The organism is Mesorhizobium temperatum (assembly GCF_002284575.1).
GTDB classification, from domain to species: Bacteria; Pseudomonadota; Alphaproteobacteria; order Rhizobiales; family Rhizobiaceae; genus Mesorhizobium; species Mesorhizobium temperatum.
In genome coordinates this window covers 348,110-365,864 of sequence record NZ_NPKJ01000019.1, presented here as the reverse complement: position 1 = coordinate 365,864, position 17,755 = coordinate 348,110, and the positions used below count along the sequence as shown (strand labels likewise).

The following is a 17,755-nucleotide window of genomic DNA, read 5'->3' as shown; positions in this document are numbered from 1 at the left end:
CGTCGAAATCTCCAGAATCAACAATGGCAGCTACAGAATCACATACGATTCCAACCCTTCAAGCCCCTTTCGCAGCCGCCGGACCCTTCCCGCTTGACATCCCCAAGACGCAAATGTGTGCGCACGCTAGCCCCTTGTGGGAGAAGGGAAGGCGCTTTGCTACCGCCCCTCGCGGTACCACATCGAGCCCAATGCCAGAAGCAGCAGGCCGAGGCCGAGGAACCCGCCGAACAACGGCACGCGCGAGACGGCCTTCAGCACGCTGTCGTCGGTGGTGCGCAGGCCGATCCAGTCGTTGCCGGCCGCCGCGCCCGTGGAGCGGACCGGGACGACCGATGGCAGCGTCACGCCGCCGGTGAGGTTGCCAAGGGTCGACGATTGTGCCAGCCGGCGCACGCTGCCGCCGGTGGCCTCGGCCGGCGCTTTCAGCCGGTTCTCGGTGGAAACGACGTCGGTGAATTCCGGCGCATTGACCGGGCCGACATGGGCAAGCGCCTTCAGGTCGCCATTGCCGACCTGATAGAGGCCGATCTCGCTGGTTTCGATGCTGCCCAGGAAGACGCCGGGTTCGGCTCTCTCTAGCTTGACGGTCATCGCCTTGCCGGACGGGGTGATGATCTGCGCCGGGCCGGGATCGTCGCTCATCGTCTGGCGGCGGATTTCCAGCATCATGCCGCGGCCGTCGGCGGTCAGCCGCTCCTCCTCGAGTTCGGGCTCCTTCATCAGCCAGTGGGCGATGCGGCGATAGAGCTGGACATGCGGGCCGCCGCCCTCGAAGCCACGCGCCCACAACCAGCCCTGGTCGGACAGAAACATGCCGACGCGGCCTTCGCCCTTGCGGTCGAGCAGGAGCAGGGGACGGTTGTCGGCGCCCTTCATCACCGCCTCACCCTCGGGGTTCTCGACGCCGATGGTGCGGAACCAGCGGCTCCAGTGCGGCGGCTCGGTAGCGGAGCCGTCGAGCCCGCGCGTCACCGGATGGCGCTGGCCGAGCTCGGTGAGGCGCGGATAGAAGGCCTTGTCGACGACTTCGCCGGTCGGCATCGCCGGCAGCGCCGACATCAAAGGCGTGCGGGCGATGGAGCTTTCGCCGGCATATTCGGGCCCTGCCGCGATCAGCAGCGCGCCGCCCTTTTCGACATATTCGGCGATGTAGTCGTAGTAGAGGATCGGCAGCACGTCGCGATGCTGATAGCGGTCGAAGATGATCAGGTCGAAATCCTTGATCTTCTCGACGAACAACTCGCGCGTCGGGAAGGCGATCAGCGACAGTTCGTTGATCGGCGTACCGTCCTGCTTTTCCGGCGGCCGCAGAATGGTGAAGTGGACCAGATCGACCGAGGCGTCGGATTTCAGAAGGTTGCGCCAGGTGCGCTCACCGGCATGCGGCTCACCGGAAACCAACAGCACGCGCAAATTCTCGCGGATGCCGTCGATCAGCGCGATGGCGCGGTTGTTGGTGTCGGTGAGTTCGTCGGGCTCGGGGTCGATGGCGAGTTCGACGATGTTGCGGCCGGCGCCGGGAATGGTCACTTGCAGCGGCATGGCCTGGCCGATGGTGGCGCGCTCGACCGAAACCTGCTCGCCATTGACCGAGACACGCACATCGACCGAGCCGGCCTCGTTGTTGGTGCCGATGACACGATAGGTCATTTCGAGCGGCTTGCCGACCAGACCGAAGCGCGGCGCATTCTCGAAACGGATGCGGCGATCCTTTTCCTGGTCGTTGCCGGTGATCAGCGCGTGCAGCGGGGCATTGAAGTCGGGTGTGCCGCCGGGGGCGTCGTGCACCTCGCCATCGGTGATCATGATGGCGCCGCCGATGCGCGAAGGCGGCACGTCGCGGAAAGCGCTTTCAAGCGCGCCGAAAAGCCGCGTTTCGGTGCGCTCCTCGGCGGCTTCCGACTTGCCGGCCTCGACGACGCGGACGTCGAACTGCTTGAAGCGGCCAAGACGCTGCTGAAGCCCGGCCAGCGCCTCGTCTGTCTGCTTGGTGCGCTCGCCAATGTCCTGGCTCTGGCTGCGGTCGACGACGACGGCGACGACGCTTTTCAGCGCCTCGCGCTCTTCGTCGAGCAACACCGGGTTGAGCAGGGCCGCAGCCAGCGCCAGCAGGGCGGCAAATCGGAAGATCGCGCCGCGCTGGCGAAACCACAGACCGACCAATGCCAGCAGCAACAGCGGCGCCAGCACCAGGCCAAGCAGCGGCCAGGAGACGAGCGGTTCGAAGGCGAGCGACAAGTTCATGGCTTACTGCCCCAGCCGTTCGAGCAGCACCGGCACATGCACCTGATCGGATTTGTAGTTGCCGGTCAGCATGTACATCATGATGTTGACGCCTGCGCGCAGCGCATAAATGCGCTGCATCGGGTCCGACGGCACGGTCGGCAAAAGCGGATCGCCATTCTCGTCGACCGCCCAGGCGCCGGCGAAATCATTGGCGGTGATCATGATCGGCGAGACGCCGTCGCCGGTGCGTACCGGGCGGTTCTCGGTGTTGCTGGCTTCGAGCGACGCCGCGACCCAGAGCGGGCCGCCGGCGAAGCGTCCGGGAAACTCAGGCAGGATGTAGAAGGATTTGGTCAGCACATGGTCCGACGGCACCGGCTCCAGCGCCGGCACGTTGAGGTTGCCAAGGATGTCGCGCAGCCGCTCCGTCGCCGGGCTGGCCGAATCCGCGCCGATGCCGGTGGCGAACTGGTCGCGCGTGTCGAACAGCACCGTGCCGCCCTGCTGCATATAAGCATCGACGCGGGCGATCGCGGCCTGGCTCGGCATCGGTGCAGCAGGGTCGATCGGCCAGTAGATCAGGGGATAGAATGACAGCTGGTCCTTCGAGATATCGACGCTGGCCGGCGCCCCCGGCTCGAGCGCGGTTTTTTCGATCAGGAAGCGGGTCAGGCCCTCCAGCCCGGCTTGGCTGATCGAATCGACGCTCCGTTCGCCGGTCTGCACATAGGCGATCCGGGTCTTGGAAATGTCCTCGATCGCCCGTTCGTCGCCAGGTTTGGCATCGTCGGCGCGGGCGATGTCGGTGTGGCCGACCAGGGCGCCGAGCGCAATCAGCAGGGCGGCGGTGGTCGCAGCAGCCGTGCCGGCGCGGCGCGGCCGGCGCGAGAACAAGCCGCCCATCCAGAACACGGCCAGCGTGTCGAGCACCATCAGCAAGAGAGCTGCCGCCACCAGCGGCCCCTTCAAATTGTGCGATTCGTCGAAGGCGTACTGGATGGTGGTGACCGGCACGGTGATCTGAGGACGGACCAGCGGTGCGAAGCTGCTTTCGGCATTGAGCAGATTGTGGGCGAGGACGCCGGTTTCGGAGCCGTACAGGCCGGGCGGATTCTCGAACGTCACCGGCAGCCGGCCGGCACCCGGCACCAGCGGCCGTGCATCCGGCGTCGGCGGCACCAGCGTGCCGTCGGCTGATATCATGCGGTAGGGCGCCAGCGAGGTGGCGGCGGCCTCGGCATTGGCAACCGCCGCACCCTGGTTGCGCGACAATTGCACGATGCGCCGCAGCATCTCGACGAAGCTGCCGGAGATCGGCAGGTTCGACCAGGTCGCCTCCGGCGTGACATGGAACAGGACGAGCGTGCCCTTTCCCTTCTTCATCCCGGTCACCAGCGGCGTGCCGTCGGCAAGCGTCGCCCAGGTGCGCTCGACGATATCGGGCGTCGGCTCGGCCAGCACCTGCCTGGTGACGGTGACCTCGGCGGGCGGAGCGAGGTCGGCGAAGGGACCGGTCTTCGGAAAATCGGTGACCGGCTGCGGCGTCGTCCACGACAGCGCGCCGCCGAGCGAGCGCTCGCCGGTGCGCAGCCTGACCGGCAGCAGGTCGTCGTCATTGCCGGCGGCGACCAGCCGCGAGCCGGCGAACCGCACCAGCGTGCCGCCATTGTCGACCCAGTCGACCAACCTTTGCCGCACCTGCTCCGGAATGGTGCCGACATCGGCCATGACGATCATCGCCGGCTTCTGGTCGAGGAGCTGCGGGATGGCGTCGGCAAGGTCGGCGCTCGACGGCTCAGTCAGATCGGCGAAGGGCTGCAGCGCGCGGCGGATATAGTACAGTGGCGACAAAAGCGGCTGCGCCTGGTCGGCCTCGGCCTGCGACAGCAGCCCGACACGGCGGCGCTTGGAATTCTCGTCGAGCACGCGGACGGCGCCGGCCTGCCGCTGGCCGTCGAGCGCGATCGAGGCGAAGTCGTTGCGCAGTTCGAACGGCACCGCCATCGTGCCGGTGGCGGTGGATTCGCCCGGTGAGAAGGTCAGCGTGGCGTCGGCGATGCGGCGGCCCTTGTCGTCGAAGGCGCCGGCGGTCACCTGAGCCGGCGCCGGATCGCCCGGCGCGCGGATGGCGGTCAGCTCGAAGCCGTCGACCTGGTTGTCGGCGCCGGTCAGGCCGATCAAGCCAGGCCGGTCGGAGGCGGCCCAGACGACACGGGCGGCGTTCTTCGACAAAAGCGTGTTGAAGGCGGCCTCGTCGCCTTCCGCCGCCAGACCGTCGGCGAGCACGGCAACGCTGGCGCCCGGCAAGGTCTCCAGGGTTGCCGCGACGCGGGTGTAGACGGCAGGGCGGTCGGTCGGGATCGGCCGCGGCTTTGCCGCGCGCAGCCGGTCGAGCGCGGTGGCGGCGTCGAAGGGGCCGATCTCGGCGTTCGGCTTCTCGGCGGTGAAGGCGATGATGACGGGCACGTCGTTGGAGCTGGCATCGGTGATCAGCCGTTCGGCAGTGGCGACGCGCTGGCCCCAGTCGGCGGCACTTGCCCAGTCATTGTCGATGACCAGCGCAAGAGCGGCGCCCTCGGCCGGCAGTCTTTCACGCGGGTTGAAGACAGGTTCGGCAAGCGCCGCAACGATAAGGGCCGCCATCAGCAGCCTGAGCAGCGTCAGCCACCACGGGCTCTGTTGCGGCGTCTCCTCGCGCTTCAGCACGCGGGCCAGGATCTTCAGCGGCGGGAAGACCTCGGTCTGCGGCTTGGGCGGGGTGAACCGCAAAAGCCACCAGATCACCGGCAGCGCCAGAAGGCCCCACAGCACCATCGGTGCCCCGAAGGATAGCGGCAGCCAGCTCATGTGCGGATCCTCCCGGCTGAGCTGCCATCGACGGTCATCGCCATGTGGACTCGCACCAGCGCATCGGAGGCAAGGCGGTCGGTGTGGTTGACGGTGAAGCTCCAGCCGAGCCGCTTGCACCAGTCGGTCAGTTCCTGACGGCGGGCGATGTAAAGCAGTCGGTATTCATCGCCGAGCGTTTCGGCACGGCCGGCGGTCAGCTTGTCGCCGGTCTCGGGATCGGTGAATTCGGTGCGGCCGGCATAGGGGAATCTCTCCTCGGCCGGGTCGGCGACCTCGATCAAATGGGCACGCACGCCGTGGCGGGCGAGCACGTCGAGCCAGGCGATGGTGTCCTCGACCGGGTCGAGGAAGTCGCTGACGATGACGATGTCGCAGAAGCGGCGAATGGCGGACAGGTCGGGCTTCACCGGCAATTCGCCGGCATGGGTGAGTTGTGCCGCGATGCGCTCGGCGCCGTTGCGGGCGGTGAACGGATCGGTCAGCCCGGGCCAGGCGATGCGCTCGCCGCTGCGCGACAGAAGCTCGGCCATGGCCAACGCCAGCACCAGCGCGCGGGATTCCTTCGAGACGGTGGCTCCGGTCGATTTGTAGAGCATGGACGGCGAGGGATCGGCCCACAGCCACACCGTATGGGCAGCCTCCCATTCGCGGTCGCGCACATAGATGTGGTCGTCGCGGGCCGAGCGCCGCCAGTCGATACGCGAGGAATCGCCTTCGACATAGGGCCGGAACTGCCAGAAATTCTCGCCGATGCCGCGCTTGCGGCGGCCGTGCCAGCCGGCGATCACCGTGTTGACGATGCGGCGCGCCTCGACCAGCAGGTCCGGCACCAGCGACGCCCGCAACCGGCCGCGGGCGAGCGCGTCACGCGTCGCCGCCGGTGCCTGGGCCTCGCCTATACGCGCCATCAGATGCCTTTTGCCAGTTTCGCCACCACGTCGCGTACGGTCGTGCCCTCGGCACGGGCGGCGAAGGTCAGCGCCATGCGGTGCTGCAGCACCGGCTCGGCCAGCGCTCTGATATCGTCTATCGACGGCGCCAGCCGTCCATCATAGAGGGCGCGGGCGCGGGCGCACAGTGTCAGCGACTGGCTGGCGCGCGGGCCGGGGCCCCAGGCGACGTGCTTGTCGGTCTCGGCATTGCCCTGGCCGGGTCGCGCCGAGCGTACCAGCTGGAGGATCGCCTCGACGACGCTTTCCGGCACCGGCATGCGGCGAATGAGGGTCTGGATCTCCTTCAGCCGCGCCGGCTGCAGCACGTTCTGCGCCTTGGCGTCCTCGATGCCGGTGGTCTCCAGAAGGATGCGACGCTCCGCCTCGATTTCCGGATAGAGGATGTCGACCTGCATCAGGAAGCGGTCGAGCTGCGCCTCGGGCAGCGGATAGGTGCCTTCCTGCTCCAGCGGGTTCTGCGTCGCCAGCACGTGGAAGGGCGCCGGCAGGTCGTGGCGGACACCGGCAATGGTGACGTGGTATTCCTGCATCGACTGCAGCAGCGCCGACTGGGTGCGCGGCGAGGCGCGGTTGATCTCATCGGCCATCAGCAGCTGCGCGAAGATCGGCCCGGAGATGAAGCGGAAGGAGCGCTTGCCGAATTCGTCCTGCTCCATCACCTCGGAGCCGAGAATATCGGACGGCATCAGGTCGGGCGTGAACTGGATGCGGCGGGAATCGAGGCCGAGCACGATGCCCAGCGTCTCGACCAGCTTGGTCTTGGCAAGGCCGGGCACGCCGACCAGCAGCGCATGGCCGCCGGCCAGCAGCGCCACCAGCGTGCGTTCGACGACGCTTTCCTGGCCGAAGATGACGCGGCCGACGCCCTCGCGAACCCTGGAAATGTCGGCCAGCGCCGTCTCGGCCTGGGCGATCATGTCCTTTTCGCTGATCGGGCTTTCCTTGATCATCACGCTCATGCAGCATCGATCCTTCTCGTTGGAAATACCGGCTTGCACCTTAGACGCCACAGAGTGCCGCGATTCGGCCTCGCGTGGTGCCTGTCTTTGAACTTAAATCACAGACTTAGGCTGACAAGCGGAACAACAGTGACTATTTCGTGACCATGACAGAACGCGCCGAAGATCGTGATGAAAGTTTGACGACCGCGACCGGGGCGCGCGGACTCGAGGCGCTGATCTCGCGTGCCGCCCGCGCGGGCAAGGGGCCGGCGCCGGTGGAGCGCTGGAACCCGGCTTTTTGCGGCGATCTCGACATGGAGATCAGACAGGACGGCACCTGGTTCTATCAGGGCACGCCGATCGGCCGCATGCCGCTGGTGCAGCTGTTTTCCTCCGTGCTGCGCAAGGACGAAGACGGCAAGACCTACCTGGTGACGCCGGTGGAAAGGGTCGGCATCCGCGTCGTCGATGCGCCTTTCATTGCCGTCGAGATGGATGTTTGCGGCACCGGCTATGGCCAAGTCATCACCTTTCGCACCAATGTCGGCGATGTGGTCGAGGCCGGGCCGGAGCATCCGCTGCGCTTCGTCGACGAGGAGGCGACCGGTGGCCTGAAACCCTATGTGCTGGTGCGCGGACGGCTGGAAGCGCTGGTGGCGCGGCCGGTCATGTACGAACTGGTCGATCATGGCGAAGAGATCGAGGTCGGCGGCAGAAGGATGTTTGCCGTCCGTTCGAGGGGCGCGGTCTATCCGATCATGCCGGCCGAAAAACTGCAGCGGCTGAGCCCATGATGGACAGCGTATGATGGACAAGGTGACGCCGACGCCGTTTTCCGCAGAGGATTTTCGCGCCCGCGTCGCGGCACAGCCGCTGGCGCATGCCGCCGACGATTATGGCGACCATCGCTTCAACCCCGGCCATCCGCGTTTAAAGCTCGCAAAGGCATTGCGCGATGCCGCCGTGCTGATCCCGGTGGTCGATCACGGATACGATGCCACGGTTCTGCTCACCAAACGGGCGGAAAACCTGCGCAACCATTCGGGGCAGGTGGCCTTCCCGGGCGGCACGATCGATCCTACCGACCCGAGCCCGGAGGCGGCGGCATTGCGCGAGACATTCGAGGAGATCGGGCTCGGCCGGGACCGGGTAGAGATCATCGGCCGCATGCCCGATTATGTCTCCGGCAGCGGCTACCGGATCGCCCCGGTGCTGGGAATAGTGCGGCCGGGTTTTTCGCTGACGCTGAATTCTGAGGAGGTCGACGCCGCCTTCGAAGTGCCGCTGCGCTTCCTGATGGACCCGGCCAACCACGGCCGCGACAGTCGCATGTGGAACGACCTCGAATGGGTCTTCTACGAGATGCCCTACGACGGACAACGCATCTGGGGCGTCACCGCCGGGATCATCCGGACGCTCTATGAAAGGCTCTATACGTGAGCGGCCGGATGTCGCTCGCGGGCAAAGCCGAGTGGCTCGGCGAACGGCACCTGCAGCGCCTGCTGGCGGCGCTGGCGGATGGCGGCGAGGAGGCGCGTGTCGCCGGCGGTGCGGTGCGCAATGCGCTCATCGGCCAGCCGGTCGCCGACGTCGATATCGCCACCACGACCGTGCCTGATGAAACCATCCGCCGCGCCGAGGCGGCGGGCTTCAAGGCTGTGCCGACCGGCATCGAGCACGGCACCATCACGATTGTCGCCGGCGGGAAGCCGTTCGAGGTAACCACGCTGCGCGCCGACATCGAGACCGACGGACGGCGGGCCAAGGTGTCGTTCGGGCGCGACTGGAAGGCCGACGCGGAACGGCGCGATTTCACCATCAACGCTCTCTATGCCGAGGCCGACGGGACGATCGTCGACCTTGTCGGCGGCGTCGCCGACATCGAGGCGCGCCGGCTGCGCTTCATCGGCGATCCGGAAGCGCGCATCCGCGAGGATTATCTACGCATCCTGCGCTTTTTCCGCTTCTTCGCCTGGTATGGCGACGGCCGGCCGGATGCCGAAGGGCTGAAGGCTTGCGCCCGGCTCAAGGAGGGGCTCGGCCAACTCTCGGTCGAGCGCGTCTGGTCCGAGCTGAAGAAGTTGCTGTCGGCCCCCGATCCATCGCGCGCCTTGCTGTGGATGCGCCAGGCCAGCGTGCTCACCAGCGTTCTGCCGGAGAGCGAGAAATGGGGCATCGATGCGATCCATGCGCTGACCAGGGCCGAGAAGGATCTGGGCTGGACGCCGGACCCGCTGCTCAGGCTGGAAGCGATCGTGCCGCCGGACGCCGCACGGATGAAGACGCTCGCTGAGCGGCTGAGATTCTCCGTCAGCGATGCCGGCCGTCTGAGGCAGTGGGCGCTGACAGCGCCTGCCGAGCCGAAGACGACCGAAGCCGAACTCGCAAAACGGCTCTATCGTGGCGATCATCAGGGCGTTGTCGATCGCTTGCGGCTGTCGCTCGCTTCCGCTCGAGCCCGCGCCGTCGAGGACAATGACGCGCTGCTCGAAGCCGGCGGCTTCTCGCGCCTGCTGGCCTTCACCGGAAAGTGGAAAAAGCCCGACTTTCCGCTCAAGGGCGCCGATCTGACGACGCTTGGCGCGTCGCCCGGACCGAAACTCGGCGCAACCTTGAAGAACCTCGAAAACGAATGGGTCGAGTCCGGCTTTGCGCTGGATCGCGGCGCGCTCCTCGAGCGCGCCGCAGAAGCACTCGAAAGTTAGAGACCGTTTGGAAACTCTGCTCTGGCGGCCATCTGATGGCGTTTTCTGCGCTTCCGGTGCTCACGGACCCAAATGTCCGCTGCGCTCCGGTTCTCGAAACCACCACCATATGACTCGCCAGAGCGAATTTCGAAACAGTCTCTTAGGTAAATCAGGCCGCGTCGCGGGGCTTTTCGATGCGCGAACGGATGGCTTCGATCATCGTCTCGCGGATGATCGTCTCGCCATGCGTCTCACGCATGTGCTCGACCGCACGACGCATGATCTCGGCTTCCTCTTCGGCGCGCGTATGCCAGTCACAACCCGGAACGAGCGAGCCGCAGTGGAATTCTTTCATCGGATTTCTCCCTTTTCCTCCTCGGAGCGTCGCATCTGCTCTGACACGGAGCTCCAGCACCTTTGATCGACGCATGATCTCTGTCGGAAACCGGTTCGGTTTCGGGTCATGCGCTGGCCGAGCCAGCATAACACGATCGAATGGTTTTGGTTGCTGCAGAGACCGAAAAAGGCGGAGCAGCGCTGCTCCGCCCTCTTACGCTACCCCGGAGGCAAGACCTCGTCTTGCCCCAGCGAGCAGGCGATCACTTCATGATCCTGACTGCCTCGGCAATTTTGTGCTTGCCGCTCATGTCCCACGAAACGCGGACCTTTTCGCCGGCCTTCAGGCCAGGATTCTTGAAGGCCTTGGGCAGCGTAAAGGTAGATCCGTTATCCAGAACAAGGCTCATGGCCGTTCCATCATAGGTCTTGACCGTGCCCGTGGTGTGCTTGACCGCTGCGAAGGCAGCGCCACCAGAGGCAAGAACGGCAGCAGCCGCAACCGACATAATAAGCGTGCGCATGGCATGCTCTCCTGGAAAATGAGGGCACCATTTTGGGGAAGGTGCCCCACTCAATGATGGGCCGTCCGGTCGCGTCGGGTCGCGGTTCTAGGGAGGATGAACCGCCGGCGTTTCCCGGCCCGGAACGAAAAATAGTCCTGTTTTTTCAAGTGGATATTAGACGAAAAAGATATTCTGCGCGCCACATTCGACGCCAAAATCAAACGATTTAGACCTCATTGCGCCTCACGTCCGACTCACCCAGATTTTACGGCCATTTCACTTCCGGCGGCAGGCTGGACAGGATCGAGGCGACGTTGCCGCCGGTCTTCAGTCCGAAGATGGTGCCGCGATCGTGAAGCAAGTTGAATTCGACATAGCGGCCGCGGCGAATGAGCTGTTCTTCACGGTCGCCGTCGGTCCAGTTGTCGTTGAAATTGGCCCGCACCAGATGTCCGTAGACGACGAGAAAAGATCGCCCGACATCCTGGACGAAGTTGAAATCGGCGTTCCAGCCGCCTTTGTCCTCACCCGAATGCAGCCAATCGAAGAAGATGCCGCCGGTGCCGCGCGGTTCGTCGCGGTGCGGCAGATAGAAATACTCGTCGCACCAGGCCTTGAATTTCGCGTGGTCGGCGACGCCAGCGTGCTTCTCGCAGGCGAATTGCATGGCCCGGTGGAAGGCAACCGTGTCCGGGTCGTCCTGGGTGCGGCGACGGTCGAGCACCGGCGTCAGGTCGGCGCCGCCGCCGAACCACTGGCTCGAGGTGACGACCATGCGCGTGTTCATGTGCACGGCCGGCACGTTGGGGTTCCACGGATGGGCGATCAGCGAAATGCCGCTCGCCCAGAAGCGCGGGTCTTCCTCGGCGCCCGGCATCTGCTTCCTGAACTCCGGCGAAAACTCGCCATAGACGGTGGAGGTGTGGACGCCGACCTTCTCGAAGACGCGGCCACGCATCATCGACATGGTGCCGCCGCCGCCCTTGCCGGCGTCGCGCTCCCACGGCGTCTTTTCGAAGCGGCCGGGCGACCATGAGGCCTGCGGCCCCTGCAGATCCTGTTCGATCTGCTCGAAGGCGGCGCAGATGCGCTCGCGCAACGTCTCGAACCACAGCCGCGCCTTCCTCTTCTTCTGTTCGATGTCGGCTGGCAGCCCCGCCGGTATTTCGGGTCGTTGCAAATGCTATCTCCGGTTGTGGGGCGCGTACCCCGACAAATGACTCGTCTTTTCCGGCCGCGATCCCTAATCTCTTAGGTGCAAGGGTCAAGTGTGAATGGAGTTCTTTCGTGCGCACCCCGGCAAGACCGCCGCTGGATGGCCTGAAGAAGAGGCTCGACCGTTCGCGCGCCGAGCGCGAGCGTATGCCGCGCGACGGATTCCTGCGCGAGACCTTCGTCCTGCCGCGTTCCGATGCGCGGCTCAAGGCGAAGGAGTGGTTCGAGCGCTTTCCCAAGCAGGCCTACTGGACCGAAATCGAAAGCTGGTTCGAGCGGCCGGGCGACGTCATCGAATTCACCATCAGGCGGCTGCCGGCTGCGGATTAGCGAGCGACCAACAACCGCCTTGCGCCCGGGCCTTGGGCGCTCAATCGGTCTTCCTTGTTCCGCAGCGGGCATTTGTCGATCGACATGCAGCCGCAGCCGATGCAGTCGGTCAGCCCGTCGCGCAGCTTCTTCAGCTGGGCAATCTTGCGATCGAGCTGGTCGCGCCAGGCCGTTGAAAGCAGGTTCCAGTCCTCGCGCGTCGGCGTGCGGCCTTCAGGCAGCGATTCAAGCGCAGCACCGATCTCGGCCAGCGAGATGCCGACCTCCTGCGCGATCCTGATGATCGCCACACGTCGCAGCACGTCGCGGCCGTAGCGCCGCTGGTTGCCTGATGTGCGGTGGCTGCGGATCAGTCCGCGCGCCTCGTAGAAATGCAGCGCCGATACCGCCACGCCGCTCCGCGTGGCCACCTGGCCGACCGTCAGTTCCGTCACCGCCATTCGAATTTTCCGCTTGACCTCAAGTTAAGTTGAGCTTGTGACGAAGAAACCCTTGATATGCAAACCGCAGGAGAAGGCGATGTGCGCCTGGGTGAGAATGACTAGAGAGGGTGCGGTCGTCGGCCAGAAAGCGGCCGTGTTCGCTGCGCCCACTGAGGGTCTGCGAATGCTATCCGAGCTGCCGGATCGCCTCGCCGGCCACCATGGCGACGGAAAGCGCGACGTTGATGCTGCGCGCGCCCAGCTGCATCGGGATGATCAGTCGCGCATCCGCCGCCTCGTGGACAGGATCCGGCACGCCTGCGGATTCGCGGCCGAACAAAAGAATGTCGGCATCGGCGAAGGCGAAATCGGTGTAGGCGGTCGCGGCTCTGGTCGACAGCAGCACCAGCCGCCGCGCTTCGCCTCTGCGCCAGTTCTCGAAGGCGTGCCAGTCGACATGCCGGGTCAGCGCCGCCATTTCGAGATAATCCATGCCGGCCCGTTTCAGCGCACGGTCGGAGAGCGGGAAGCCGGCCGGTTCGATGATGTCGACGCCGAGACCGAGGCAAGCCGCGAAGCGTAGGATTGTCCCGGTGTTGCCGGCGATATCCGGCTGGTAGAGCGCGATGCGGAGACGGTTGTTCATTTCCGCATCCTGCTAATAAGTGGCAGATCGGCCACAGCAGGTTCGCGGTTTTGGAAATTGCTGGACTGGCGGGTGGTCATTTTCTGCGAAGTCGGCTATACGCCGGGCATTGTCAACCCGAACCGATGGAGGGGTAATTCATGATGATCATGTACATCCAGCGCCCCTCTTGTGGGCTTACCAGCCTGCCGGCGGTTTCGGTACGACGATTCTCCTGACTTTTTAGACTTCGATCGCACCGATTCTTAGCCGAAACCCTTTTTCGGCCTTCGAAGGAATCCTGCGATGTTTTTCAAGCTGTCGAAGGGGCTGAACGCCCCACCTGAACACGCCTCTGTTCAATCCCCGCCTTTCGCCGGCCATTCGCCCGCGAACAGGCCTGACTTTTTTCCGTATTTTCACATGGAGGACGGACCGATGTTCGATCCCTGCAAGATTCCCGGCTCAAGAAACCTGCACGAGCGCAGGATGGCGACCTGGGCGCTTTTGATCGGCGAAACCTATTCGTCTGCGGCTCACGCCGAGACCCGCCGGCGCCCGCATCGCGGCATGCTGCCGGACGTCGATTTCTCGCGCGCGGTTCCCGACCGCAGCCGACCGTCGTTGGTGCGCCGGATCATCAGGCTGATCCGGCCCGGCGCAAAAACCGGCGCGACACTCAGGGTCGTCGACACGGCACTGTCAGGATCGGCGAACGAGCCTGTCGGCGAAAAGCCCGCGACGTCCTATATTGCGCGAAGCAGGACCGGCGGCCCGGGTGATTCCGGCACGCCGGTCTTTGACGCTACGCGCTCCAAGGATGCCACGCGCTCCGCGCCGCGTGAGCGAAAACAAGCACATGAGTACCAAGACAATGTTCCGCTGGTTTGAAACAAGGCTCGATCCGTTCCCTGCCGAGGAGCCGGTCGAGCCGCCGAAGACGCTGATCGCCTTCTGCGTCCACTATACGCGCGGTGCCTGGCCCTACATCGCGATCGATGCGATGCTGGTGACGGCTATCGCCCTTGCCGAGGTGTGGATGTTCGGCTTCATGGGCCGGATCGTCGACTGGCTGTCGGCGCAGAACCGCGAGACGTTCCTGCAGACCGAGGGCTGGAAGCTCGCCGGCATGGCTTTCATCGTGGTGTTCGCCCTGCCGGCGACGGTCTGGTTCCATGCGCTCCTCAACCAGCAGACGCTGATGGGCAACTATCCGATGCGTATCCGCTGGCAGGTGCATCGCTACCTGCTCAAGCAGTCGATGGCGTTCTATCAGGACGAGTTCGCCGGACGCATCGCGACCAAGCTGATGCAGACCGCGCTCGCCGTGCGCGAATGCGTCATCAAGCTCATCGACGTGCTCAATTATGTCGTGGTCTATTTCCTCGGCATGCTGTTCATCGTCGGCTCGGCCGACTGGCGGCTGGCGGCGCCGCTTGCCGTCTGGCTTGCCGGCTATGTCTTGCTCCTGCGCTATTTCATCCCGCGATTGGGCAAGGTCGGCGAGGAGCAGGCCAATGCGCGCTCGACCATGACCGGCCGCGTCGTCGACAGCTACTCCAACATCCAGACGGTCAAGCTGTTCTCGCATGCGCGGCGCGAGGCGTCCTTCGCCCGGGAAGGCATGGCCGGCTTTCTCGATACGGTCTACCGGTCGATGCGGCTGGTGACGCAGCTCTACGGCCTGCTCTACGTCCTGAACTCACTGCTGTTGTTTTCGGTCACCGCGATCTCGCTGTGGCTGTGGCTCGGCCAGGTAGTGACGATCGGCGCTGTCGCCCTGGTCATCGGCCTCGTTCTTCGGCTCTGGGGCATGTCGCAATGGATCATGTGGGAGATGTCCACCCTGTTCGAGAATATCGGCACGGTGCAGGACGGCATCAGCTCGATCTCGCTGCCGCGCGTCGTCGAAGACAGGCCTGGCGCCAAGGACATTGTCGTGACCAAGGGCGAGATCCGTTTCGAGGACATCCGCTTCCACTACGGCAAGCAGAAAGGAATGATCGAAAGCCTGTCGCTGACGGTGAAGCCGGGCGAAAAGGTCGGCATCGTCGGCCGCTCAGGCGCCGGCAAGTCGACGCTGGTCAACCTTCTGTTGCGCTTCTACGACCTTGAAAACGGCAAGATCCTGATCGATGGCCAGGAAATCGCGGCGGTGACGCAGGATTCGCTGCGCGCCCAGATCGCCATGGTCACGCAGGACACCTCGCTGCTGCATCGTTCGGTGCGCGAGAACATCCTTTATGGCCGGCCGGACGCCAGCAACGAGATGCTGCTCGAGGCAGCAAGCCGCGCCGAGGCACTTGATTTCATATCAAGGCTTTCGGACGCCAGTGGCCGCACGGGTTTCGATGCGCATGTAGGCGATCGCGGCGTCAAATTGTCCGGTGGCCAGCGGCAACGCATTGCCATTGCCCGCGTTATGCTGAAGGACGCGCCGATCCTCATTCTCGACGAAGCGACGTCTGCGCTTGATTCCGAGGCCGAGGCCGCCATCCAGGAGAACCTCTACAAGCTCATGCAAGGCAAGACCGTCATCGCCATCGCGCACCGGCTCTCGACCATCGCGGCGATGGACCGGCTCGTCGTCATGGACAAGGGCCGCATCATCGAGGAAGGTTCGCATGAGCAACTCGTCGCCAGCGGCGGGCTCTATGCGCAGCTTTGGCAGCGCCAGTCGGGCGGCTTCCTGCTCGATGACGGTGCCGCCGCCAACGATGCCATCGTCAAGGGTCAAGCAGCAGAATGATGGGCAGCAGAATGATGGCCGCTGAATGATGATTGCCGTCTATCGCTGGTTCGAGAACTGGGTCTATCCGTTCAGGGAGCCCGCGGGGCTTCGGCCACCGGTCAGCGTCAGCGGGTTCCTCTGGCACTATGTCGGCCAGGCGAAGGTCGCCTTCTTCGCCATGCTGGTCATCGGCGGTATTGCGCCGCTGGTCGAGGCTGGACTGTTCTACTTCGTCGGGAGGCTGGTCGACATTCTCGACCAGCTCCCCGGCGAGCGCAGCTGGGATGCGCTATGGGCTGCCGCCGGTCCCGAACTTGTCTTCATGGCCGCCGTGGTGCTGGTCGTCCGCACCATCGTCGTCGGCCTGGCGGCGCTGGTCGACGAGCAGACCATCACCCCCGGCTTCTACAATCTGGTGCGCTGGCAGGCGCACCGTCATGTCTCGCGCCAGTCCTACGCCTTCTTCCAGAACGATTTCGCCGGCCGCATCGCGACCAAGGTCTGGCAGGCGGGCCAGGCGACCGGCGATTTGATGGAAAGCTTCATCGCGGTCATCTGGTTCATGGTCGTCTATACGGTGACGACGCTGGTGCTGGTCGCCAGCCTCGACTTGCGGCTGGCGGTGCTGGTGGTGATCTGGATCACCGCCTTCGGCTGGCTGGCCAAGCGCTATCTGCCGGCGATCCGCAAGCATGCCGAGGCAACCGCCGAGGCTGGTTCGATGATCACCGGCCGCATCGTCGATTCCTATTCGAACGTGCAGACGCTGAAGCTGTTCTCGGCCGACGGCGACGACCGTTACATCAGGAGCGGCTTCGATATCTATCTCGACGCGCTGCGCCCGTTCACCCGCAGGCTGACCGGCGTGCGCATGGCGCTGACGACGCTGTCGGGGATGATGATCACCGCGATCGCCTGTTTTGCCGTCTATCTCTGGGTCGAAGGCTCGATCACAGTCGGCGCCGTCGCCTTCACGCTGTCCCTGGTGTTGCGGCTCAACATGCTGCTCGGACGGCTGATGATGCAGCTCAACGGCATCCTGCGGAATCTCGGCGTGCTGGAAAATTCCAAGGCGCTGATCTCGCAGCCGCTCGGCCTGACCGACGCACCTGACGCCAGGGAGCTTGTCGTCGCCGGCGGCCGCATCGACGTGAAACAGGTCGAGTTCCACTATGGCAAGGGATTCGGCGTGCTCAACGGCATCGACCTTGTCGTGCGGCCGGGCGAGAAGGTCGGACTGGTCGGGCCGTCCGGCGCCGGCAAGACGACGCTGGCCAATCTGATCCTGCGCCTCTACGATCTCGAGGCCGGCAAGATCACCATCGACGGCCAGGATGTTTCAGAGGTGACGCAGGATTCGCTTCGCGCCAATATCGGCGTCGTCAGCCAGGATACCGCGCTTTTCCACCGTTCCTTGCGCGACAACATCAAGCTCGGCATGCCGGACGCGACCGACGCCGAGGTGGTCGCCGCCGCGAAGAAGGCCGAGGCGCACGACTTCATCCTCGACTTGCGCGACAATCGTGATCGCCAGGGCTACGAGGCCTTTGTCGGCGAGCGCGGCGTGAAATTGTCTGGCGGCCAGCGCCAGCGCGTGGCGATCGCCCGCGTCTTCCTCAAGGACGCGCCGATCCTGATACTCGACGAGGCGACGTCGGCGCTTGATTCCGACATCGAGGCGGCCATCCAGGAAAATCTGGCGAGGCTGATGGAGAACAAGACGGTCATCGCCATCGCGCACCGGCTGTCGACCATCGCCGCACTCGATCGCCTGGTGGTGCTCGACGGCGGCCGCATCGTCGAACAGGGCACGCATGACGAACTGGTGGCGCTCGACGGGCTCTATGCGCGGCTGTGGAAGCGGCAGTCCGGCGGCTTCCTGTTCAACGAGGAGAGCATGCTGGAGGAGACGCGGCCGGCGGAGTAGGGC

Annotated in this window: 16 protein-coding genes; 7 read left to right on the top strand and 9 right to left on the bottom strand. The window is 64.9% G+C overall.

The features are described 5' to 3' along the window. Positions 1 to 159 precede the first annotated feature (159 nt). Genes CIT26_RS05715 through CIT26_RS05700 form a run of 4 tightly spaced genes read right to left on the bottom strand, consistent with a single transcriptional unit; the run spans position 160 to position 6,991 of the window. A complete protein-coding gene (locus CIT26_RS05715; protein WP_095491634.1) occupies positions 160 to 2,247 on the bottom strand; it encodes a hypothetical protein in 2,088 nt (695 codons plus the stop codon). Between the two features lie 3 nt (positions 2,248 to 2,250). After that, positions 2,251 to 5,076, bottom strand: a complete 2,826-nt coding sequence (locus CIT26_RS05710; protein WP_095491633.1) for a DUF4159 domain-containing protein — start codon at positions 5,074 to 5,076, stop codon at positions 2,251 to 2,253. After that, on the bottom strand, positions 5,073 to 5,987 hold the full coding sequence (locus tag CIT26_RS05705) for a DUF58 domain-containing protein (RefSeq protein ID WP_095491632.1): 915 nt from the start codon (positions 5,985 to 5,987) through the stop codon (positions 5,073 to 5,075). Before CIT26_RS05705 ends, CIT26_RS05710 begins: the two co-directional genes overlap by 4 nt. Further along, positions 5,987 to 6,991 carry an AAA family ATPase gene (locus CIT26_RS05700; RefSeq protein WP_027151026.1) on the bottom strand — a complete coding sequence of 335 codons (1,005 nt, stop codon included), beginning with the start codon at positions 6,989 to 6,991 and terminating at the stop codon, positions 5,987 to 5,989. Before CIT26_RS05700 ends, CIT26_RS05705 begins: the two co-directional genes overlap by 1 nt. A gap of 146 nt (positions 6,992 to 7,137) precedes the next feature. Between CIT26_RS05700 and CIT26_RS05695 the strand changes: the two genes are divergently transcribed. The 3 genes from CIT26_RS05695 to CIT26_RS05685 are packed head-to-tail and all read left to right on the top strand — an operon-like array spanning position 7,138 to position 9,678. Then, the gene (locus CIT26_RS05695; RefSeq protein ID WP_095491631.1) at positions 7,138 to 7,767 is read left to right on the top strand and encodes a DUF1285 domain-containing protein; all 630 of its coding nucleotides are present in this window, start codon (positions 7,138 to 7,140) and stop codon (positions 7,765 to 7,767) included. A gap of 13 nt (positions 7,768 to 7,780) precedes the next feature. Then, positions 7,781 to 8,413, top strand: a complete 633-nt coding sequence (locus tag CIT26_RS05690) for a CoA pyrophosphatase (protein ID WP_095491675.1) — start codon at positions 7,781 to 7,783, stop codon at positions 8,411 to 8,413. Between the two features lie 8 nt (positions 8,414 to 8,421). After that, a complete protein-coding gene (locus CIT26_RS05685) occupies positions 8,422 to 9,678 on the top strand; it encodes a CCA tRNA nucleotidyltransferase (RefSeq protein ID WP_095491630.1) in 1,257 nt (418 codons plus the stop codon). A 151-nt stretch (positions 9,679 to 9,829) separates the two neighbouring features. Here the strand turns inward: CIT26_RS05685 and CIT26_RS05680 are convergent, their stop codons facing one another. The 3 genes from CIT26_RS05680 to hemF all read right to left on the bottom strand — a co-directional run bounded on the left by CIT26_RS05680 (position 9,830) and on the right by hemF (position 11,682). Next, the gene (locus tag CIT26_RS05680; RefSeq protein ID WP_095491629.1) at positions 9,830 to 10,015 is read right to left on the bottom strand and encodes a DUF1059 domain-containing protein; all 186 of its coding nucleotides are present in this window, start codon (positions 10,013 to 10,015) and stop codon (positions 9,830 to 9,832) included. Positions 10,016 to 10,259: 244 nt separating this feature from the next. After that, on the bottom strand, positions 10,260 to 10,520 hold the full coding sequence (locus tag CIT26_RS05675) for a DUF1344 domain-containing protein (protein ID WP_095491628.1): 261 nt from the start codon (positions 10,518 to 10,520) through the stop codon (positions 10,260 to 10,262). A 247-nt stretch (positions 10,521 to 10,767) separates the two neighbouring features. Beyond that, entirely contained in the window at positions 10,768 to 11,682 is a 915-nt protein-coding gene (gene hemF, locus CIT26_RS05670) for an oxygen-dependent coproporphyrinogen oxidase (protein WP_095491627.1), read from the bottom strand. Between the two features lie 107 nt (positions 11,683 to 11,789). Between hemF and CIT26_RS05665 the strand changes: the two genes are divergently transcribed. Further along, on the top strand, positions 11,790 to 12,047 hold the full coding sequence (locus CIT26_RS05665; RefSeq protein ID WP_006202578.1) for a hypothetical protein: 258 nt from the start codon (positions 11,790 to 11,792) through the stop codon (positions 12,045 to 12,047). On the opposite strand, the gene soxR is transcribed toward CIT26_RS05665, so the two are convergent. Both soxR and CIT26_RS05655 read right to left on the bottom strand, forming a co-directional pair. Further along, positions 12,044 to 12,487, bottom strand: a complete 444-nt coding sequence (gene soxR / locus CIT26_RS05660) for a redox-sensitive transcriptional activator SoxR (protein ID WP_095491626.1) — start codon at positions 12,485 to 12,487, stop codon at positions 12,044 to 12,046. The two genes, CIT26_RS05665 and soxR, sit on opposite strands and share 4 nt — an antisense overlap. 169 nt (positions 12,488 to 12,656) lie before the next feature. Next, positions 12,657 to 13,115 (bottom strand): tRNA (cytidine(34)-2'-O)-methyltransferase, encoded by a 459-nt coding sequence (locus CIT26_RS05655; protein WP_095491625.1) that lies wholly within the window; start codon positions 13,113 to 13,115, stop codon positions 12,657 to 12,659. Positions 13,116 to 13,532: 417 nt separating this feature from the next. Here CIT26_RS05655 and CIT26_RS05650 point away from each other — a divergent pair, with 417 nt between their 5' ends. From CIT26_RS05650 to CIT26_RS05640, 3 genes are read left to right on the top strand one after another with little or no spacing between them, the layout of a single operon-like run. Further along, positions 13,533 to 13,985 carry a hypothetical protein gene (locus tag CIT26_RS05650; protein ID WP_095491674.1) on the top strand — a complete coding sequence of 151 codons (453 nt, stop codon included), beginning with the start codon at positions 13,533 to 13,535 and terminating at the stop codon, positions 13,983 to 13,985. Next, entirely contained in the window at positions 13,969 to 15,843 is a 1,875-nt protein-coding gene (locus tag CIT26_RS05645) for an ABC transporter ATP-binding protein (RefSeq protein WP_095491624.1), read from the top strand. The genes CIT26_RS05650 and CIT26_RS05645 overlap by 17 nt, the downstream gene beginning before the upstream one ends. A gap of 25 nt (positions 15,844 to 15,868) precedes the next feature. Next, positions 15,869 to 17,752 carry an ABC transporter ATP-binding protein gene (locus CIT26_RS05640; protein ID WP_095491623.1) on the top strand — a complete coding sequence of 628 codons (1,884 nt, stop codon included), beginning with the start codon at positions 15,869 to 15,871 and terminating at the stop codon, positions 17,750 to 17,752. Positions 17,753 to 17,755 lie beyond the last annotated feature (3 nt).